Origin of the sequence: Streptomyces endocoffeicus, from assembly GCF_016741935.1 — a bacterium.
GTDB lineage: Bacteria > Actinomycetota > Actinomycetes > Streptomycetales > Streptomycetaceae > Streptomyces > Streptomyces endocoffeicus.
In genome coordinates, this window is sequence record NZ_JAERRG010000015.1 from 98,531 (window position 1) to 114,759 (window position 16,229).

A 16,229-nucleotide genomic window follows, 5' to 3' on the forward strand; every position below is an offset into this window, starting at 1 on the left:
CGGATGTAGTAACGTAAGTGAGTACTACACCTGTAGTGTCCTTGGAGGAGTCATGCAGCAGCCCCGTGCCATCGTCATCGGTGCCGGAGTCGGCGGGCTCACCGCCGCCGCGGCCCTGCACCGCCGCGGCTGGTCCCTCACCGTCCTGGAGCGGGCCGCCCGCCTCGAGCCGGTCGGCGCCGGAATCTCCCTCGCCGCCAACTCCCAGCGCGCCCTGGACGCCATCGACCTCGGCGACGACGTGCGCGCACTCGCCGCCTGGCAGGGCGGCGGCGGACTGCGCACCCCCGGCGGCCGCTGGCTCTCCCGGATGGACAGCGCCGCGACGGCCGAGCGCTTCGGCGGCCCGCTGGTCCTCCTCCACCGGGCCACCCTCGTCGACCTGCTCGTCTCCCGGCTGCCCCAGGGCGTGGTCCGCACCGGGACCGCCGCCCGGCTGGCCGACCCCGGCGCCGACGGCCGCCCGGCCCGGGTCACCACCGAGGACGGCGACCACGAGGCGGACCTCGTCATCGGCGCCGACGGTATCGACTCGGCCGTCCGCCGCACGCTCTTCCCGGACCACCCCGGGCCCCGCTACGCCGGATTCACCACCTGGCGTGTCGTCATCCCCGCCCCCGACCGGCCGTTCGAGCCGCACGAGACCTGGGGGAGGGGCCGGATCTGGGGCACCCAGCCGCTCAAGGACGGCCGGGTCTACGCCTACGCGGCGGCCGTCGCCCCGCCCGGCGGCCGGGCCCCGGACGACGAGCGGTCCGCACTGCTGCGGCTCTACGGCGACTGGCACGGCCCCATCCCCGATGTCCTCGCCGCCGTAGCGCCCCAGGACGTGCTGCGCCATGACATCCGGTACATGGCCGAGCCCCTGCCCGCCTACCACCGGGGCCGGGTCGCCCTCCTCGGCGACGCCGCCCACGCGATGGCCCCCACGATGGGGCAGGGCGGCAACCAGGCCATCGAGGACGCCGTCGTCCTCGCCCACCATCTGGCCCCCGGCATCGCCGACCCCTCCGCCGCCCTGGCCGCCTACACCCGCGACCGGCTGCCCCGCACCATGGACGTGGTGCGCCGCTCGGCGCGCACCGCCCGCATGATCACCCTCACCAGTGCGCCCGCCGTCGCCCTCCGCGACGCCGCGATCGCCGCCGTCGGCCGCCTCGCCCCCGGACTGGCCCTCCGCTCCTTCGACGGCATCGCCGACTGGCGTCCGCCCACCCCCACGTATCCTGCGGGGGCACAGCGGAAGGCATGATCGGAAGAGACCGGGGAGAACATATGAGGGTCGGCTGCGTCGGGCTCGGCGACATCGCGCAGAAGGCGTATCTGCCCGTGCTGATGGCCCGCCCCGGTCTGGAGCCGCATCTCCACACCCGCACCCCCGCCACCCTCCAGCGGGTCGCCGACACCCATCGGGTCCCGGACGCCCAGCGCCACGCCGACCTCGACTCGCTGCTCGCGGCCGGGCTCGACGCGGCCTTCGTGCACACCCCGACCGACACCCACGCCGGCCTCGTCACCCGGCTGCTCGAGGCCGGGGTGCCCACCTACGTGGACAAGCCGCTCGCGTACCACCTCGCCGACAGCGAGCGGCTCGTGCGGCTCGCCGAGGAGCGCGGGGTGAGCCTGATGGTCGGCTTCAACCGGCGTTACGCACCCGGCTACGCCCAGTGCCTGGACCATCCGCGCGATCTGATCCTGCTCCAGAAGAACCGCGTCGGCCTCGCCGAGGACCCGCGCACCCTGGTCCTGGACGACTTCATCCATGTGGTCGACACGCTGCGCTTCCTCGCGCCCGGTCCGGTGGACCACATCGATGTGCGCGCCAGGATCCGTGGCGGGTTGATACACCATGTGCTGCTGCAGCTGTCCGGGGACGGGTTCACCGCGCTCGGCGTGATGAACCGGATGAGCGGCTCCACCGAGGAGGTCCTGGAGGTCTCCGGCCAGGACACCAAGCGGCAGGTGCTCAACCTCGCCGAGGTGGTCGACCACAAGGGCCAGCCGAGTGTGCGCCGCCGGGGCGACTGGGTGCCGGTGGCGCGGCAGCGCGGGATCGAGCAGATCACCGACGCGTTCCTGGACGCGGTGCGCGCCGGGCGGCGGATCGGCGCCGAGGACGCGCTGCGCACCCATGAGCTGTGCGAACGGGTCGTCAGGGACGCCGTGGAGCCGGCCGGTCTGTCCGCCGGTCCGACGGCTGGTCCGGCCGCGGGTTCGACGGCTGGTCCGGCCGCCGGTCCGGGCGCTCACCCGACGGCTGGTCCGGCCTCCCGCCCGGCGGCCGGTCCGTCCGCCGTCTGAGCGCCCGGCCCCCCTCGGCCGCGCAGAAGACGGCGAGCGCCGCCATCGCCCCGTACACCGGCCAGGGCCCGATCCGCACATACGGGCTGGTGCCCTGCCCCAGCGGCACCGCGTAGACGGTGGCCGCGCTGGTGCCGGTGGACATCCGGGGGCCCACCGGCTCGCCGCGCGGCCCGAACACCGCGCTCTCCCCGGTCAGCGTGGCGTGCACCATCGGCCGCCAGGTCTCGGCGGCGCGCAGCGCGGCCAGCGAGGCGTGCTGCGCCGGCGCCCAGCTCTGCTGGAAGGTCGAGGTCGAGGACTGGACGACGAGCACCTGCGCCCCGTCCCGCGCCAGATTCCGGCTCATGTCCGGGAACGCCGACTCGAAGCACACCAGCGGCCCGATCCGCAGGGAGTCCGGCAGCTTCATCACCACCTGCTCGGTGCCCCGGTGGCGGTCCTCACCGGCCGCCTTGCCCACCGAGGTGGCCCAGCCCAGCAGCGGCCGGGCCGGGATGTACTCCCCGAAGGGGACCAGCCGCATCTTGTCGTAGCGCTGCCCCGTCGGACCCTTCGGACCGATCAGCACCGAGCTCTTGTAGATACCGGGCATGTCACCGCGCCGCGCGTCCACGTTGACCAGCAGATCCGCGCCGACCGTGCGGGACAGCGCGGCCAGCCGCCCGCGCAGCTCCGGATGGGTGGTCAGATCATGGGCGACGCTGCTCTCGCCCCACACCACCAGGTCGACATCGCGGCCGGCCAGCTGCCGGGTCAGCTCCGCGCTGCGTTCGAAACGCGGCCCCGGCCCCGGGATGACCCCCGGCTGCACCACCGCGATCCGCGCCGTCCCGGGCTCCTTGGCCTGGGGCACCCAGGCCCATGCCCCGGCCACCGCGGCGCCACACGCGGCGAGCCCGGCCAGCGCGACCGTACGGGCCCGGGCCATCGCGATCAGCACCGTCAGCGCGACATTCACCAGCACCAGCAGAAAGCCGAGCAGCCAGACCCCGCCCACCGAGGCCAGCCGCAGCGCGGGCGCCACCTGCCACTGGCTCGCGCCCAGCAGCCCCCAGGGCCCGCCGAGATACTGCCAGGACCGGACCAGCTCGGCCATCAGCCAGACGGACGGCAGCAGCACCAGCGCCGCCGCCACCCGCCCGGCCCCCGGACGGCCGTGCAGCAGCCGGTGCGTCAGCCACCCCCAGGGCACCCACAACAGCCCGAGCAGCAGCGCCAGGAGCACGATGAACACATGCAGGCTCGGCATCAGCCAGTGGTGTACCGCGAGCAGGAACCCGGCGCCGCCCAGCCAGCCGTCCCGCATCGCCCGGCGGCCGGTGGGCGCCGAGCGCATCAGCAGCAGCCAGGGCACCAGGGCCACATACGCCCACCACCACAGCGAGGGCGCGGGGAAGGCCAGTGCGGGCAGCGCGCCCGCCAGCAGCGCCATCGCGCCCCGCCACCACGGGGAGGCCAGCCGCCGCCCCCACAGGTCCTCGCCGCCGACCGGCCTCCGCACCTCGGATGCCCCCCTCCTGTTGGCACAGGGCCAGTGTGCGGGAGTCAGCCGATCATGAACAGGGCGGGGGTGCGCCGGAGCGTGCTTCATGCCGATTCCGGGAGGTCTCGTTCCGGGCGGTGTTGTTCCGGAAGGTCTTGTTCGGCCCAGATGAGCTTGCCGCCCTCGGTGTAGCGGGTGCCCCAGCGGCGGGTCAGCTGGGCGACGAGGAACAGCCCCCAGCCGCCCTCGTCGGTGGTGCGGGCGTGGCGCAGCCGCGGCGAGGTGTTGCTGGTGTCGGTGACCTCGCAGATCAGTACGTCGTGCCGGATCAGCCGCAGCCGGATGGGGCCGGTGCCGTGGCGGATGGCGTTGGTGACCAGCTCGCTGACGATCAGTTCCGTGGTCGTCATCAGCTCGTCCAGCCCCCACTCGGCGAGCTGGCGCATCGCCAGGGAGCGGGCGCTGGCGACGACGGCCGGATCGGATGGCAGGTCCCAGGAGACGACATGGCCGGTGCCCAGACCGTGGGTACGGGCCAGCAGCAGGGCCACATCGTCGGTCTGCGGGGAGGTCAGCAGGGTGTCGACGACCGTGCGGCAGAGCTCCTCCAGCGGCAGCACGGCCTGGCCGAGGGCGTTGCTCAGCCGGCTCAGGCCTACGTCGATGTCCTGGTCGCAGGTCTCGATGAGCCCGTCGGTGTAGAGGGCGATCAGGCTTCCGGCGGGCAGCTCCAGCTCCGCCGACTCGAACGGCAGCGACCCCAGGCCCAGCGGGGGACCGGCGGGCAGCGCGGGGAAGGTGACCTCGCCCGAGGGGTCCACGATCGCGGGGGTCGGGTGGCCCGCCCGCGCCATCGTGCACCGCCGGGTGACCGGGTCGTAGACCGCGTACAGACAGGTGGCGCCCAGCACCGCGGCCGCCACGCCCTCCTGCCCGGCCTCCTCCTCGGTGAGCCGGATGACCAGGTCGTCGAGGTGGGCCAGCAGCTCCTCGGGCGGCAGGTCCATGTCGGCGAGCGTGTGCACGGCGGTCCGCAGCCGCCCCATGGTGGCCGCGGCGTTGATGCCGTGCCCGACCACATCGCCGACCACCAGCGCCACCCGGGCGCCGGACAGCGGGATCACATCGAACCAGTCGCCGCCGACCCCGTGGCGCGCGTCCGTGGGGAGGTAGCGCGAGGCCACCTCGACGGCCTGGCCGCCGCTCAGGGCGTGCGGCAGCAGACTGCGCTGGAGGGCCAGCGCGGCGGCGTGCTCACGGCTGTAGCGGCGGGCGTTGTCGATGTTCAGCGCGGCCCGCGCGACCAGCTCCTCGGCGAGCAGCAGATCGTCCTCCTCGAACGGGTCCGGATGCCGGGAGCGGACGAACGAGGCCACGCCCAGCAGGGCGCCGCGCGCCCCGATCGGCGCCACCATCAGCGACCGCATCCCGAACTCGCGCACCTTCGCCGTCCGCGCCGGATCGTCCCCGGACCAGGCGCTGATGGAGTGGTCCATCACGGGGTCGAGCAGGGCCTCCCCGGAGAAGAAGCAGCAGGCGAAGGGGGACGTGGGGGAGATGGTGATCGCGTCTCCCGGCGCCGCGATGGACTCCGGGCACCCCTCCCGGATCGACGCCTGACCGGCCCGGCGGAAGGCGGGCAGGGTCTCGCCGGGGGTCTCCAGGGGCTCGTCGCCGCGCAGGATGGAGTCCAGCAGATCGACGGTGACGAAGTCGGCGAGCCGCGGCACCGCGAAGTCGGCCAGCTCCTGGGCGGTGCGCATGACGTCCAGGGTGCTGCCGATGTGGGCGCTGGCCTCGTTGAGCAGCGCCAGCCGCTCCCGGGCCCGCCACCGGTCGGTGACGTCGATGCCCATGTAGCACACGGCCACCGGACGGCCCTCGGCGTTGTCCAGGCGGAAGAAGGAGGTCGAGTACGCGTGCTCGCGGTGGGGCGCGGCCATCGTCCAGCCCCGGTACTCGTAGTCGATCACCGGCCTGCCGGTCTTCAGCACCTGCCGCATCTGCGCCTCGAGCGCCTCGGTGTCCAGCCCCGGCAGGCACTCCGCCATCCGGCGGCCCATCCGCTGCTCACGGGGCAGCCCGCCGTAGCGCTCCAGCGTGTCGTTGAGCCACACATACCGCAGATCCGGGCTGAGCACGGCGATCCCGACCGGCGACCGGGTGAGGAACGCCTGGAGCAGCGAGCCGCTGAGCGCCCAGGTCGGGATGGAGCCCATGTCGATCCCGGAGACCAGCCAGGAGACCTCGCCGTCCGGGTCGCGCACGGCGGAGATCCGCAGCCCCACCTCGATCCGGCGGCCGTCCCGGTGCCGGAGCCGCCCCAGACCGCCCCAGCCGTCGTGCTCCTGGCACCACGAGCCGATCGCCTCGGCCTTCGCGGCGTCCTCGGGCGCCGCCAGCAGCATCCTGGCCGACTGCTTCATCGCATCCGCCGCCGGATAGCCGAGAAGTCTCTCCGCCGCCGGAGTCCAGCCGATAACGGTCCCCGTGGCGTCGATCAGCGCCGAGGCCGCATCCGCCATGTCGAACGGGACATGCGTCTCGGTCGGCGCGATTCCCTGGGGGATGGCCATCGCACCCGTCCCATCTGCGGATACATTTCCCTTAATACTATGACTCCTGCGCCTCCCCGGTGGTGAGCCGTGCGACCACGAGCGCGACGAGGATGATCCCGCCGTAGATCGCCTGGATCCAGAACGACGACACCTGGGCGAGGGTCAGCAGGTTCTCCAGCATCCCCAGCAGCAGGGTGCCCAGCAGCGCCCCCAGCAGGGAGCCCCGGCCGCCCCGGAGGCTGATCCCGCCGATCACCGCGGCCGCGAAGACGGTGAAGATCAGACCGCTGCCCTGATTGGCGCCCAGCGCCCCGACCCGCCCGGCCAGCACCAGCCCGGCCACCCCCGACAGCGCCCCGCCGATCACCAGGACCGCCCACCCCACCCGGCCGGTCCGGATGCCCGCCGCCCGGGCGGCGGGGGTGCTGCCGCCGATCGCGTACACCGCGCGGCCGTGCCGGTGGTAGCGCAGCACGAATCCGGCGAGCGCGAAGCACAGCGCCGTCAGCCACACCGAGATCGGTACTCCCAGCCAGTCCCGGGAGCCCAGGGCGAAGAACGCGTCCGGCGCGCTGAACAGCGTCCTGCCCGAGACCAGGCCGATCAGCACCCCCCGCAGCACGATGTTCATCGCCAGGGTCACGATGAATCCGTTCAGCCCCAGCCCCACGATCAGCGCCCCGTTGACGGCGCCCACGCCCGCGCCCACCAGCGGGATCAGCAGCAGCCCCGCCCAGGTGGGCCACCGGGTGCCGAAGCCCGCGTCGGCGGCCGGGATGACGACCAGGAAGCCGAGCGCGGGTGCCAGACCCGCGATGGACTCCAGGGAGAGATCCATCCTGCCGCTGATCAGGATCATCGCCTCGGCGAGCACCAGCAGCCCGAGCGCCGAGGACGCCCCCAGGATGTTGACCAGGTTGTCCCGGGTGAGGAAGCCGGGGTTGCCGAGCGCGCCGATGACCAGCAGCAGGACCACCGCGGGCAGCAGCGCCAGATCGCGGATGCCGAGCGGGACGAGGCGGCGGACGCGGCCCGGCGCGTGGGGCGTACGGAGGTCAGCCATGGCCGGGGGGAATCCCCTCGATCGCGGCGATCAGCTCCCGCTCCGCCCAGCCCGCCTCGTACGCGGCGGTCATGAAGCCGCCCGCCATCACCAGCACCCGGTCGCAGGCCCGCAGATCCTCCGGCTGGTCGGAGACCAGCAGCACCGCCCGCCCCTGGGCCCGCGCCCGCAGCGCGACGTCCAGCAGAGCCCGCCGGGACCGGACGTCCACCCCGGCCGTCGGGTCGATCAGCACCAGCACCCGCGGATCCGTGGCCAGCGCGCGGGCCATGGCCACCTTCTGCTGATTGCCGCCGGACAGCGCGGTCACCGGCTGCGCCGGGCCCTCGGTGGTGATCTCCAGCTCGTCGATGGCGCGGCGGGCGAGGGCGTCCCGGACCGAGGGCCGGATCAGCCCGCCGGGCCCGAGCCGTCCGCTGACCGGCATGGTGATGTTCTCGGCCACCGACAGCTGGGGGACCAGCCCCTCGGTGTGCCGGTCGCGGGGCAGACAGCCCACCCCGGCGGCCAGCGCCGCCGGGACGCTGCCGGTCCGCAGCGGCCGGCCGAGGATCTCGATCCGCCCGCCGGTGGGCCGGTGCAGACCGGCCAGGGCGGCGCCGAGCTGATGACTGCCGGAGCCGGCCAGTCCGGCGAGGCCCACCACCTCCCCGGCCGCGAGGGTGAGGCTGACGTCGTGGAAGTACGGCCCGCTGAGCCGGTCGACCCGCACCGCCATCGGCCCCGGGGCGCCCGGCCGCGGCGGGGCGGGGGCGGCGGGGGCCGGGGCGCGGTACGGTTCGGCGGGTCCGCCCGTCATGGCCTCGATCAGCGCCCGGGTGGGGAGTTCGCCGACCGGCGCGGTGACGATCCGGCGGGCGTCCCGCAGGACGGTGACGGTACGGCAGACCTCGTAGATCTCGCCCAGCCGGTGCGAGATGTACAGGAAGGTGACCCCGGCGTCCTGGAGCCGCCGCATATGGCCGAACAGCCGTGCGGCGGCCCGGCCGTCGAGCTGGGCCGTGGGCTCGTCGAGGATGATGAAGCGGGTGCCGCGGGACAGCGCGCGGGCGATCTCCACCAGCTTGGCGTCCTCGACGCTCAGGACCCGCGCCACGGCGCTCTCGGGCACCGCCACGCCCCAGGTGTCCAGCAGGGCGCGGGCCTCCCGGCGCAGCCGCCGCCAACTGACCGGCAGCCCCCGGGAGGTGACCGGACGGCGGCCGAGGAACAGGTTCTCCGCGACCGTCAGTTCGCCGATGACCGTCGAGCGTTGGTGCACACAGGCCACCCGGCGGTCCCACGCCGCCCGGTCGGCGGGGGCGGGGGCGGGCTCGCCGTCGTAGGCCACCGTCCCCGCGTCCGGCCGCTCGAGACCGGTGAGGATCGCGACCAGCGTGGACTTGCCCGCGCCGTTGCGGCCGACGAGGCCGTGCGAGGCGCCCGCCCGTACGGCGATCCCCGCGTCCCGCAGGGCCACCGTGGGCCCGTACCGCTTGGTGATCCCGCGCGCCTCGGCCAGCGGGGGCGGCTCCTCGGTCATGCCCGGTTGCCCCACAGGGAGCGGTCGTCGACATTGGCCCGGGTCACCAGCGGGGCGGGCAGCTGGTCCTCCAGATTGCCGCCGCGCAGCCGGACGATGGTGCTGCCGTGGCCGGTCGGCCCGGTCCGGAAGGGCTTCCCGGCCATGGCCCGCTTGATGTAGCGCATGGCGTAGCGGGCGTAGAGATCCACCGGCTGGGAGACGGTGGCGTCGATGAGGCCCTTACGGATCGCGTCCAGCTCCTGCGGGATCCCGTCGTTGGAGACGATGGCGATATGGCCGCGCCGGCCCACCGGGACCAGGGCGCGGTGGCGCTGGAGGGTGCGCAGGGTGGGCGCCAGATAGACGCCGCCGGCCTGGAGGTAGATGCCCTTGATGTCGGGGTGGGCGCTGTAGAGGGCCTCCAGACCGGCCGCCGCCTTCTCCGCCTGCCAGTCGGCCGCGATGTCCAGGATCTTGATGTCCGGGTAGTGCCGCGCCATGCAGCGGGTGAAGGCGGCCGTGCGGTCCCGGCCGTTGACCGAGGCCAGATCGCCCTCGATCTGCACCACCGTGCCCCGCCGCACGGCGCGGCCGAGGCTGTGGCACGCCTTGACGCCGTACGCGCGGTTGTCGGCCCGGACCACGATGGCCACCCGGCCCCGGTCGGGGGCCACATCGACGGCGACCACCGGCACATGGGCGCGCCGGGCGGCGCTCAGCCCGGGGCCGATGGCGGCGGAGTCGATCGGGGAGACGACCAGGCCCTTGACGTCCTGTGCCAGCAGATTGTCGATGTCGGTGATCTGTTTGCTCGGGTCGTTGTCGGAGTTGACCGTCGGCAGCGCCCGTACGCCCGCCTTCCTGGCCTGCTCCGGGATGGCGTCGTTGTACGCCTCCCAGAAGGGCGAGGTCAGCAGCGGCAGCACCACGCCGACCTCGCCCGAGCCCGCGCCCCCGCCGCAGCCCGCGGCGGCCGGGCCGCACAGCAGGAGCAGGGCCGCGGTGGCGGTGGTGAGGCGGTGGGGCATGGGGTCTCCGGCATTCGGGATGAATACCCCATATCAACACAGAACGGGCGGCAGGGAGGGGAAAGCCGACCCTTGACAACCCTCCGGTGTACGCCTGAGGATCGCGGCGTGAACTTGTCAGACAGCCAGACAGGTGGTTCCGGATTCGCCTCCCCTCGTCGCATCAGCGCGATGGAAGCGGTTCTCACCCACCTCCGGGAAGCGATCGAGCGCGGCGATTACGCGGTGGGGGACAAACTCCCCTCCGAGGCCGAGCTCTGCCGTCGCCTGGAGGTGAGCCGGCCGGTGCTCCGCGAGGCCCTCAGGGCCCTGCAGACCATGGGGCTGACCGCCTCGCGCACCGGCAAGGGCACCTTCGTCATCTCCAGCGGTCCGGTGGAGGACCCCACCTTCGGCGACTACGCCGCGAGCGACCTGCTGGAGGTGCGCCGGCACATCGAGATCCCGGTGGCGGGCTACGCGGCCCTGCGCCGCTCCGCCGAGGACCTCGACCACCTGTCCCATCTGCTGGAGCGGATGGAGCGGGAGACCGACACCACCGCATGGGTGGCGATGGACACGCTGTTCCATCTCGCCGTCGCCCAGGCGGCCCAGAACCCGGTCTTCCGGCGGGTCATCGAGGAGATCCGCGATGCCCTGGCCCGGCAGTCGGCATTTCTCAACGAACTCGGCGGCCGCCGCGAGCAGTCGAACCGGGAGCACCGGGCGATCGTCGAGGCGCTCGCCGACGGGTCCGAACACGACGCGGTGGAGGCCATGTCCCACCACCTCGAACGCGTGGAGACCACCCTGACCTCCATCGTGCGGCCCGCTGCGGCGGACAGCCGGACGACAGCACCGACGGAAGGCGGACAGCAGGCGTGAGCGAGCAGTCCCTCCGGCAAGAAGACCGCCCACAGCACCAGGCCGGGAGCCCCGCGCATGTGGACGCGGGCGACGCCGGCTACAGCAAGTCCCTCAAGGCCCGGCACGTCAACATGATCGCCATCGGCGGCGCCATCGGCACCGGCCTCTTCCTCGGCGCCGGCGGGCGGCTCAAGGACGCCGGGCCGTCGCTGGCCCTGGCGTACGCGGTCTGCGGCGTCTTCGCCTTCCTGGTCGTACGCGCTCTGGGCGAGCTGGTGCTGCACCGGCCCTCCTCCGGCGCGTTCGTCTCCTACGCCCGTGAGTTCCTCGGCGAGAAGGGTGCCTTCGTCGCGGGCTGGATGTACTTCCTGAACTGGGCCACCACCGGGATCGCCGACATCACGGCCGTGGCGACGTACACCCACTACTGGGGGATGTTCACCGAGATCCCGCAGTGGGTGATCGCCCTGATCGCGCTCGCCGTGGTGCTCACGGTCAATCTGATCTCGGTCAAGATCTTCGGTGAGCTGGAGTTCTGGTTCGCGATCATCAAGGTCGGCGCGCTCGTCGCCTTCATGGCGATCGGCATCTTCCTGCTGGTCACCCGCGAGCAGGTGGCCGGTGGCAGCACCGGCCCCAGCCTGATCACCGAGCACGGCGGCGTCTTCCCGCACGGTGTGCTGCCGATGCTGCTGGTCATCCAGGGCGTCGTCTTCGCCTACGCCTCCGTGGAACTGGTCGGCGTGGCCGCGGGCGAGACCGAGAACCCCGAGAAGATCATGCCCAAGGCGATCAACTCCATCATGTGGCGGGTGGCCCTGTTCTACGTCGGCTCCGTGGTGCTGCTCTCGATGCTGCTGCCCTCCGGCTCCTACTCGGGCGACGAGAGCCCGTTCGTCACCGTGCTGTCCAAGATCGGCGTCCCGGCGGCCGGCGGTGTGATGAACCTCGTCGTGCTCACCGCCGCGATGTCCAGCCTCAACTCCGGGCTGTACTCCACCGGCCGGATCCTGCGCTCGATGGCGATGTCCGGCTCCGCGCCCAAGTTCACCGGCGCCATGAGCCGCACCCATGTGCCCTACGGAGGCATCCTGCTCACCTCCTTCTTCTGCGTGCTGGGCGTGGGCCTGAACTATGTGGTGCCGAGCGAGGCCTTCGAGATCGTGCTCAACTTCGCCGCGATCGGGATCCTCTCGACCTGGGCCGTGATCATGCTCTGTCATCTGCTGTTCTGGCGGCGCGCCCAGGCCGGCCAGGTCAGCCGTCCCGGCTACCAACTCCCCGGCTCCCCGTACACCGAGATCGTCACCCTGGGCTTCCTCGCCTCCGTCCTCGTCCTGATGTGGGCGGACGGCGGCCCCAGCCGACTGACCGTCATGGCGCTTCCGGCGATCGTGGCGGCGCTGGTCATCGGCTGGTACGTGGCCCGCAGCCGGATGAAGGACCCCTCGTGAGCGCATACTGAGGAATCGTTTCTCCTGCGCGGCCGTACCACCCCGGACGCCCTCTCCCTCCACCACCACCCGGAGGAATCCCACCCCGTGAACACCCTCGACCACGAGAGCACCACCATGAACACCCCCCTCGGACGGACCGACGACGCGACCCGCCGTACCCCGGCCGAGCCCCCCGCCGTCCGTGCACCCCGCCATGTGCCGCTCGCCCATGTGGTGCGCGGCGGGGCCATCGAGGGCGTCCACCACGGCTCGGTCGTCGTCCTGGCAGCCGACGGCCGGGTCGCCTTCCAGGCCGGCGACATCGACGTGGCCTTCTACCCGCGCTCCGCGCTCAAGCCCGTCCAGGCCGTCGGCCTGCTGCGGGCCGGGCTGCCGCTGGACGGGGAGCTGCTGTCGCTCACCGCCGCCAGCCACTCCGGCCAGCCGCGCCATCTGGACGGCGCCCGCCGCATCCTCGACCGGGCCGGGCTCACCGAGACCGACCTCGGCAACACCCCGGACCTGCCGTACGGCGCCGCCGAACGCGACGCCTGGCTGCGCGACGGCGGCGAGCCCACCCGGCTCGCCCAGAACTGCTCCGGCAAGCACGCCGCGATGCTGCTCACCGCCCAGCTGCGCGGCTGGCCGCTGGAGGACTATCTCGACCCGGCCCATCCGCTGCAGCGGCTGATCGCCGAGACGGTCGAGGACCTCACCGGGCAGGGCATCGCCCGGGTCTCGGTCGACGGCTGCGGCGCACCGCTGTTCTCCGTCTCCCTGCGCGGGCTCGCGACGGCGGCCGCCCGGATCGCCTCCGGCGCCATGGACACCCCCGAGGGGCGGGTGGCGGCCGCGCTGCGCGCCCACCCGGACATGGCGTCCGGCACCGACCGGGACGTGGCCCGGCTGATGCGCGCCGTACCGGGCCTGATCGCCAAGGACGGCTTCGAAGGCGTGCAGATCGCCGCGCTGCCCGACGGCCGGGCCGTCGCCGTGAAGATCGCCGACGGTGCGGACCGCGCCCGGATGCCGGTGACCGCCGCGGCCCTCGCCCACTGCGGGATCGACCCCGGTGTCCTCGCCGAGTTCGCCACCACGCCGGTGTACGGCGGCGGGGCCGCCGTCGGCGGTGTGCACCCCACCGACGTCCTGGCCCCGCCCGCCGCCTGACCCCGCCCACCCTCACCAGGAACCGAGGAAGACCGCACACCATGAGCGCCACCGGCCATCGCCGCGAACACGACCTGCTCGGCGACCGAGACGTCCCCGCCGACGCCTACTGGGGCATCCACACCCTGCGCGCCGGCGAGAACTTCCCCATCACCGGCACCTCCATCTCCGCCTATCCGCACCTGATCAGCGCCCTGGCCGCCGTCAAGGAGGCCGCCGCCCGCGCCAACGAGGACCTCGGGCTGCTCACCACGGATAAGGCCGACGCCATCGCGGCCGCCTGCCAGGAGATACGCCGGGGCGCCCTGCACGACCAGTTCATCGTCGATGTGATCCAGGGCGGCGCCGGGACCTCGACCAACATGAACGCCAACGAGGTGATCGCCAACCGGGCGCTGGAACTCCTCGGCCACGAGAGGGGCGACTACGCCCACCTCCACCCCAACGAGGACGTCAACCTCAGCCAGTCCACCAACGACGTCTACCCGACCGCCGTCAACGTCTCCACGATCATCGCCGTCCGTGAGCTCCACGCGGCCATGGAGACGCTGCGCCAGGCGTTCGCCGCCAAGGCCGAGGAGTTCCGCGACGTCCTGAAGATGGGGCGCACCCAGCTCCAGGACGCGGTGCCCATGACGCTGGGCCAGGAGTTCTCGGCGTACGCCGTGATGCTGGAGGAGGACCAGAGCCGGCTGCTGGAGGCCGCCACCCTGGTGCACGAGATCAACCTCGGCGCGACCGCCATCGGCACCGGACTCAACGCCCCCAAGGGCTACGCCGAGGCCGCCCGCCGCCACCTCGAGGCCATCACCGGACTGCCGCTGGTCACCGCCGCCAACCTGGTCGAGGCCACACAGGACTGCGGCGCCTTCGTCCATCTGTCGGGCGTCCTCAAGCGCATCGCCGTCAAGCTCTCCAAGAGCTGCAACGACCTGCGGCTGCTCTCCTCGGGCCCGCGGGCCGGGTTCAACGAGATCAACCTGCCCCCGGTGCAGGCCGGTTCCAGCATCATGCCCGGCAAGGTCAACCCGGTGATCCCCGAGGTGGTCAACCAGGTCGCCTTCGAGGTGATCGGCAACGACGTCGCCATCACGATGGCCGCCGAGGCCGGACAGCTCCAGCTCAACGCCTTCGAGCCGATCATCCTGCACTCCCTCTCGGAGAGCGTCACCCATCTGCGCGCGGCCTGCCTGGTGCTGGCCGAACGGTGCGTCGCGGGCATCACCGCCAACGCCGAGCGGCTGCGCACCTCCGTGGAGAACTCCATCGGCCTGGTCACCGCGCTCAACCCGTACATCGGCTACAGCGCGGCCACCAGCATCGCCAAGGAGGCCCTCGCCACGGGCCGCGGCGTGGCCGAACTCGTCCTGGAGAAGGGCTTGCTGCCCGCCGACCGCCTGGCCGAGGTCCTGCGCCCGGAGGAGGTGGCCGGGAAGCCCTCAGGGCTCCGTTCGTAGTCGGACCACTCCCGGGGCCGAGCTGTGGGGGAGCAGTTCGGTGGGGTGGTCCGGGGTCGCCACGTCGATGCGGACGCTGTCGGCTATGCGGTAGGGGCGGTGCGCCAGCACCGCCCCCACACGTCCGCGCAGCCGGGACATCGCGGCCCGTACGGTGACCGTCCGCGTCGGGTCCCCGAACAGGTCCTGGGCCAGCTGGGCCGCCGTGCGCCCCTCGGGGTGCGCGGCGAGCACCAGCAGCACCTCGGCCTGGCGGGCGCTGAGCTCATGGGTCCAGGTGCCCGAGGGGCCCGAGAAGGTCAGGGACCAGCGGTGCGGATGGCGTACGTCCAGCAGCAGATCGCCCCAGCCGGCCGGACCGCCCCCCTCGGAGGTGTCGCCGTCCAGCACCCGCAGCAGATGACCGCCGGGCAGCGGCTCCACCGCGCACGCGCCGAGCGCCGGGAGCCACACCGGCCCGTCGTACGGCGCCTTCGGCAGCGACAGCCGGCGCTCGCGCGGGGTCACCCCGGTGACCCCGGCGATCCAGCCGTCCTGGTCGACCACGACGGCCTTGCCGTGGATCCGTGCCAGCAGCGGCGCGGCGACCGCGCGCAGGCCCTCCAGCTCCCGGCTGTGGGCGAGGCGCAGTTCGCCCTCGGCCCACCGGGCGGTCGCGGTGACCAGGGAGAGCACCGTCGGATGGGCGGTCCCGGCGGGGCCGCTGACGTCGATGACGCCCAGCAGCCGTCCGTCGCGCGGGTCGTGGACCGGGGCGGCGGCGCAGCTCCAGGTGTGGAAGGCGCTCACGAAGTGCTCCGCCGAATGCACCCTCACGGGGGACTTCACGGCGAGCGCGGTGCCGATTCCGCTGGTCCCGGCGACGTCCTCGGCCCAGTGCGAACCCTCCACGAGCGCGATGCCGTCGGCCTGCCGACGCACCCCCCGATGGCCGTCGATCCACAGGATCCGGCCCTCCGCATCGGCGATGATCATGATGTGCGCGGCCGCCTCCGCCGCCTCCAGCAGCCCGTTCTGCAGGGTGGGCAGCACCTCGGCCAGCCGGGTCTGCCGCCTCCGGCGCTCCAGCTCGTCCAGGCTCAGCGGCCGTGGCGCGCGGCCGTGGTCCGGGTCGAGGCCCAGGCGCAGCATCCGGTCCCAGGAGGCGCCGATCACCGGGCGGGCGGGCAGCGGAAGCCGTCCCCGGCTCAGCGCCGCCTCGCGGATCACCGCCATGAGACGGGCCGATTCGGCGGGGCTCAGCGCGGCCAGGGGACCGGCGTCGCGTGGGTGCTGGGTACGCATGGATGGCAGCCTTCAGCCTCTGCTGAGCGGGGCTTCGTTGCTCCGCGATTGTAGTGAAGAGGCGCGGCGGGGGCTGCGGTCGTGAAGCGGGGGAGA

Annotated in this window: 11 protein-coding genes and 1 pseudogene; 6 read left to right on the forward strand and 6 right to left on the reverse strand. The window is 73.2% G+C overall.

Features of this window, described 5'->3' with window-relative positions; all coding sequences use genetic code 11:
• Nucleotides 1-52: 52 nt before the first annotated feature.
• Together JK364_RS31690 and JK364_RS31695 are read left to right on the forward strand one after the other, a co-directional pair.
• Complete coding sequence (locus JK364_RS31690) at nt 53-1,252, forward strand: FAD-dependent monooxygenase (protein WP_201854784.1); 1,200 nt, start codon at nt 53-55, stop codon at nt 1,250-1,252.
• Between the two features lie 23 nt (nt 1,253-1,275).
• On the forward strand, nt 1,276-2,301 hold the full coding sequence (locus JK364_RS31695) for a Gfo/Idh/MocA family oxidoreductase (protein WP_307841436.1): 1,026 nt from the start codon (nt 1,276-1,278) through the stop codon (nt 2,299-2,301).
• Here the strand turns inward: JK364_RS31695 and lnt are convergent.
• The 5 genes and pseudogenes from lnt to JK364_RS31720 form a co-directional block, all read right to left on the reverse strand.
• Nucleotides 2,240-3,736, reverse strand: a pseudogene (gene lnt / locus JK364_RS31700) (apolipoprotein N-acyltransferase); the annotation flags it as partial. The gene JK364_RS31695 and the pseudogene lnt overlap by 62 nt on opposite strands.
• 155 nt (nt 3,737-3,891) lie before the next feature.
• Complete coding sequence (locus JK364_RS31705) at nt 3,892-6,363, reverse strand: SpoIIE family protein phosphatase (RefSeq protein ID WP_201854785.1); 2,472 nt, start codon at nt 6,361-6,363, stop codon at nt 3,892-3,894.
• A gap of 37 nt (nt 6,364-6,400) precedes the next feature.
• A complete protein-coding gene (locus JK364_RS31710) occupies nt 6,401-7,408 on the reverse strand; it encodes an ABC transporter permease (RefSeq protein ID WP_191068770.1) in 1,008 nt (335 codons plus the stop codon).
• Complete coding sequence (locus JK364_RS31715; RefSeq protein WP_201854786.1) at nt 7,401-8,930, reverse strand: sugar ABC transporter ATP-binding protein; 1,530 nt, start codon at nt 8,928-8,930, stop codon at nt 7,401-7,403. Before JK364_RS31715 ends, JK364_RS31710 begins: the two co-directional genes overlap by 8 nt.
• A complete protein-coding gene (locus JK364_RS31720) occupies nt 8,927-9,940 on the reverse strand; it encodes a sugar ABC transporter substrate-binding protein (protein WP_201854787.1) in 1,014 nt (337 codons plus the stop codon). The genes JK364_RS31715 and JK364_RS31720 overlap by 4 nt, the downstream gene beginning before the upstream one ends.
• Before the next feature lie 171 nt (nt 9,941-10,111).
• Here JK364_RS31720 and JK364_RS31725 point away from each other — a divergent pair, with 171 nt between their 5' ends.
• The 4 genes from JK364_RS31725 to aspA all read left to right on the forward strand — a co-directional run bounded on the left by JK364_RS31725 (nt 10,112) and on the right by aspA (nt 14,849).
• On the forward strand, nt 10,112-10,804 hold the full coding sequence (locus JK364_RS31725) for a FadR/GntR family transcriptional regulator (protein WP_201854788.1): 693 nt from the start codon (nt 10,112-10,114) through the stop codon (nt 10,802-10,804).
• Nucleotides 10,801-12,240, forward strand: a complete 1,440-nt coding sequence (locus JK364_RS31730; protein ID WP_201854789.1) for an amino acid permease — start codon at nt 10,801-10,803, stop codon at nt 12,238-12,240. The genes JK364_RS31725 and JK364_RS31730 overlap by 4 nt, the downstream gene beginning before the upstream one ends.
• Nucleotides 12,241-12,357: 117 nt before the next feature.
• On the forward strand, nt 12,358-13,392 hold the full coding sequence (locus JK364_RS31735) for an asparaginase (protein WP_201854910.1): 1,035 nt from the start codon (nt 12,358-12,360) through the stop codon (nt 13,390-13,392).
• A 41-nt stretch (nt 13,393-13,433) separates the two neighbouring features.
• Nucleotides 13,434-14,849 (forward strand): aspartate ammonia-lyase, encoded by a 1,416-nt coding sequence (gene aspA, locus JK364_RS31740; protein WP_201854790.1) that lies wholly within the window; start codon nt 13,434-13,436, stop codon nt 14,847-14,849.
• On the opposite strand, the gene JK364_RS31745 is transcribed toward aspA, so the two are convergent.
• The gene (locus JK364_RS31745; protein ID WP_201854791.1) at nt 14,832-16,133 is read right to left on the reverse strand and encodes a GAF domain-containing protein; all 1,302 of its coding nucleotides are present in this window, start codon (nt 16,131-16,133) and stop codon (nt 14,832-14,834) included. The two genes, aspA and JK364_RS31745, sit on opposite strands and share 18 nt — an antisense overlap.
• Between the last annotated feature and the right edge of the window lie 96 nt (nt 16,134-16,229).

Excerpts from the sequence above, each read along its gene's own strand:
- JK364_RS31690 (WP_201854784.1), top strand. The coding sequence starts at position 53 with ATGCAGCAGCCCCGTGCCATCGTCATCGGTGCCGGAGTCGGCGGGCTC.
- JK364_RS31695 (WP_307841436.1), top strand. The coding sequence starts at position 1,276 with ATGAGGGTCGGCTGCGTCGGGCTCGGCGACATCGCGCAGAAGGCGTAT.
- JK364_RS31705 (WP_201854785.1), bottom strand. The coding sequence starts at position 6,363 with ATGGCCATCCCCCAGGGAATCGCGCCGACCGAGACGCATGTCCCGTTC.
- JK364_RS31710 (WP_191068770.1), bottom strand. The coding sequence starts at position 7,408 with ATGGCTGACCTCCGTACGCCCCACGCGCCGGGCCGCGTCCGCCGCCTC.
- JK364_RS31715 (WP_201854786.1), bottom strand. The coding sequence starts at position 8,930 with ATGACCGAGGAGCCGCCCCCGCTGGCCGAGGCGCGCGGGATCACCAAG.
- JK364_RS31720 (WP_201854787.1), bottom strand. The coding sequence starts at position 9,940 with ATGCCCCACCGCCTCACCACCGCCACCGCGGCCCTGCTCCTGCTGTGC.
- JK364_RS31725 (WP_201854788.1), top strand. The coding sequence starts at position 10,112 with ATGGAAGCGGTTCTCACCCACCTCCGGGAAGCGATCGAGCGCGGCGAT.
- JK364_RS31735 (WP_201854910.1), top strand. The coding sequence starts at position 12,358 with ATGAACACCCCCCTCGGACGGACCGACGACGCGACCCGCCGTACCCCG.
- aspA (WP_201854790.1), top strand. The coding sequence starts at position 13,434 with ATGAGCGCCACCGGCCATCGCCGCGAACACGACCTGCTCGGCGACCGA.
- JK364_RS31745 (WP_201854791.1), bottom strand. The coding sequence starts at position 16,133 with ATGCGTACCCAGCACCCACGCGACGCCGGTCCCCTGGCCGCGCTGAGC.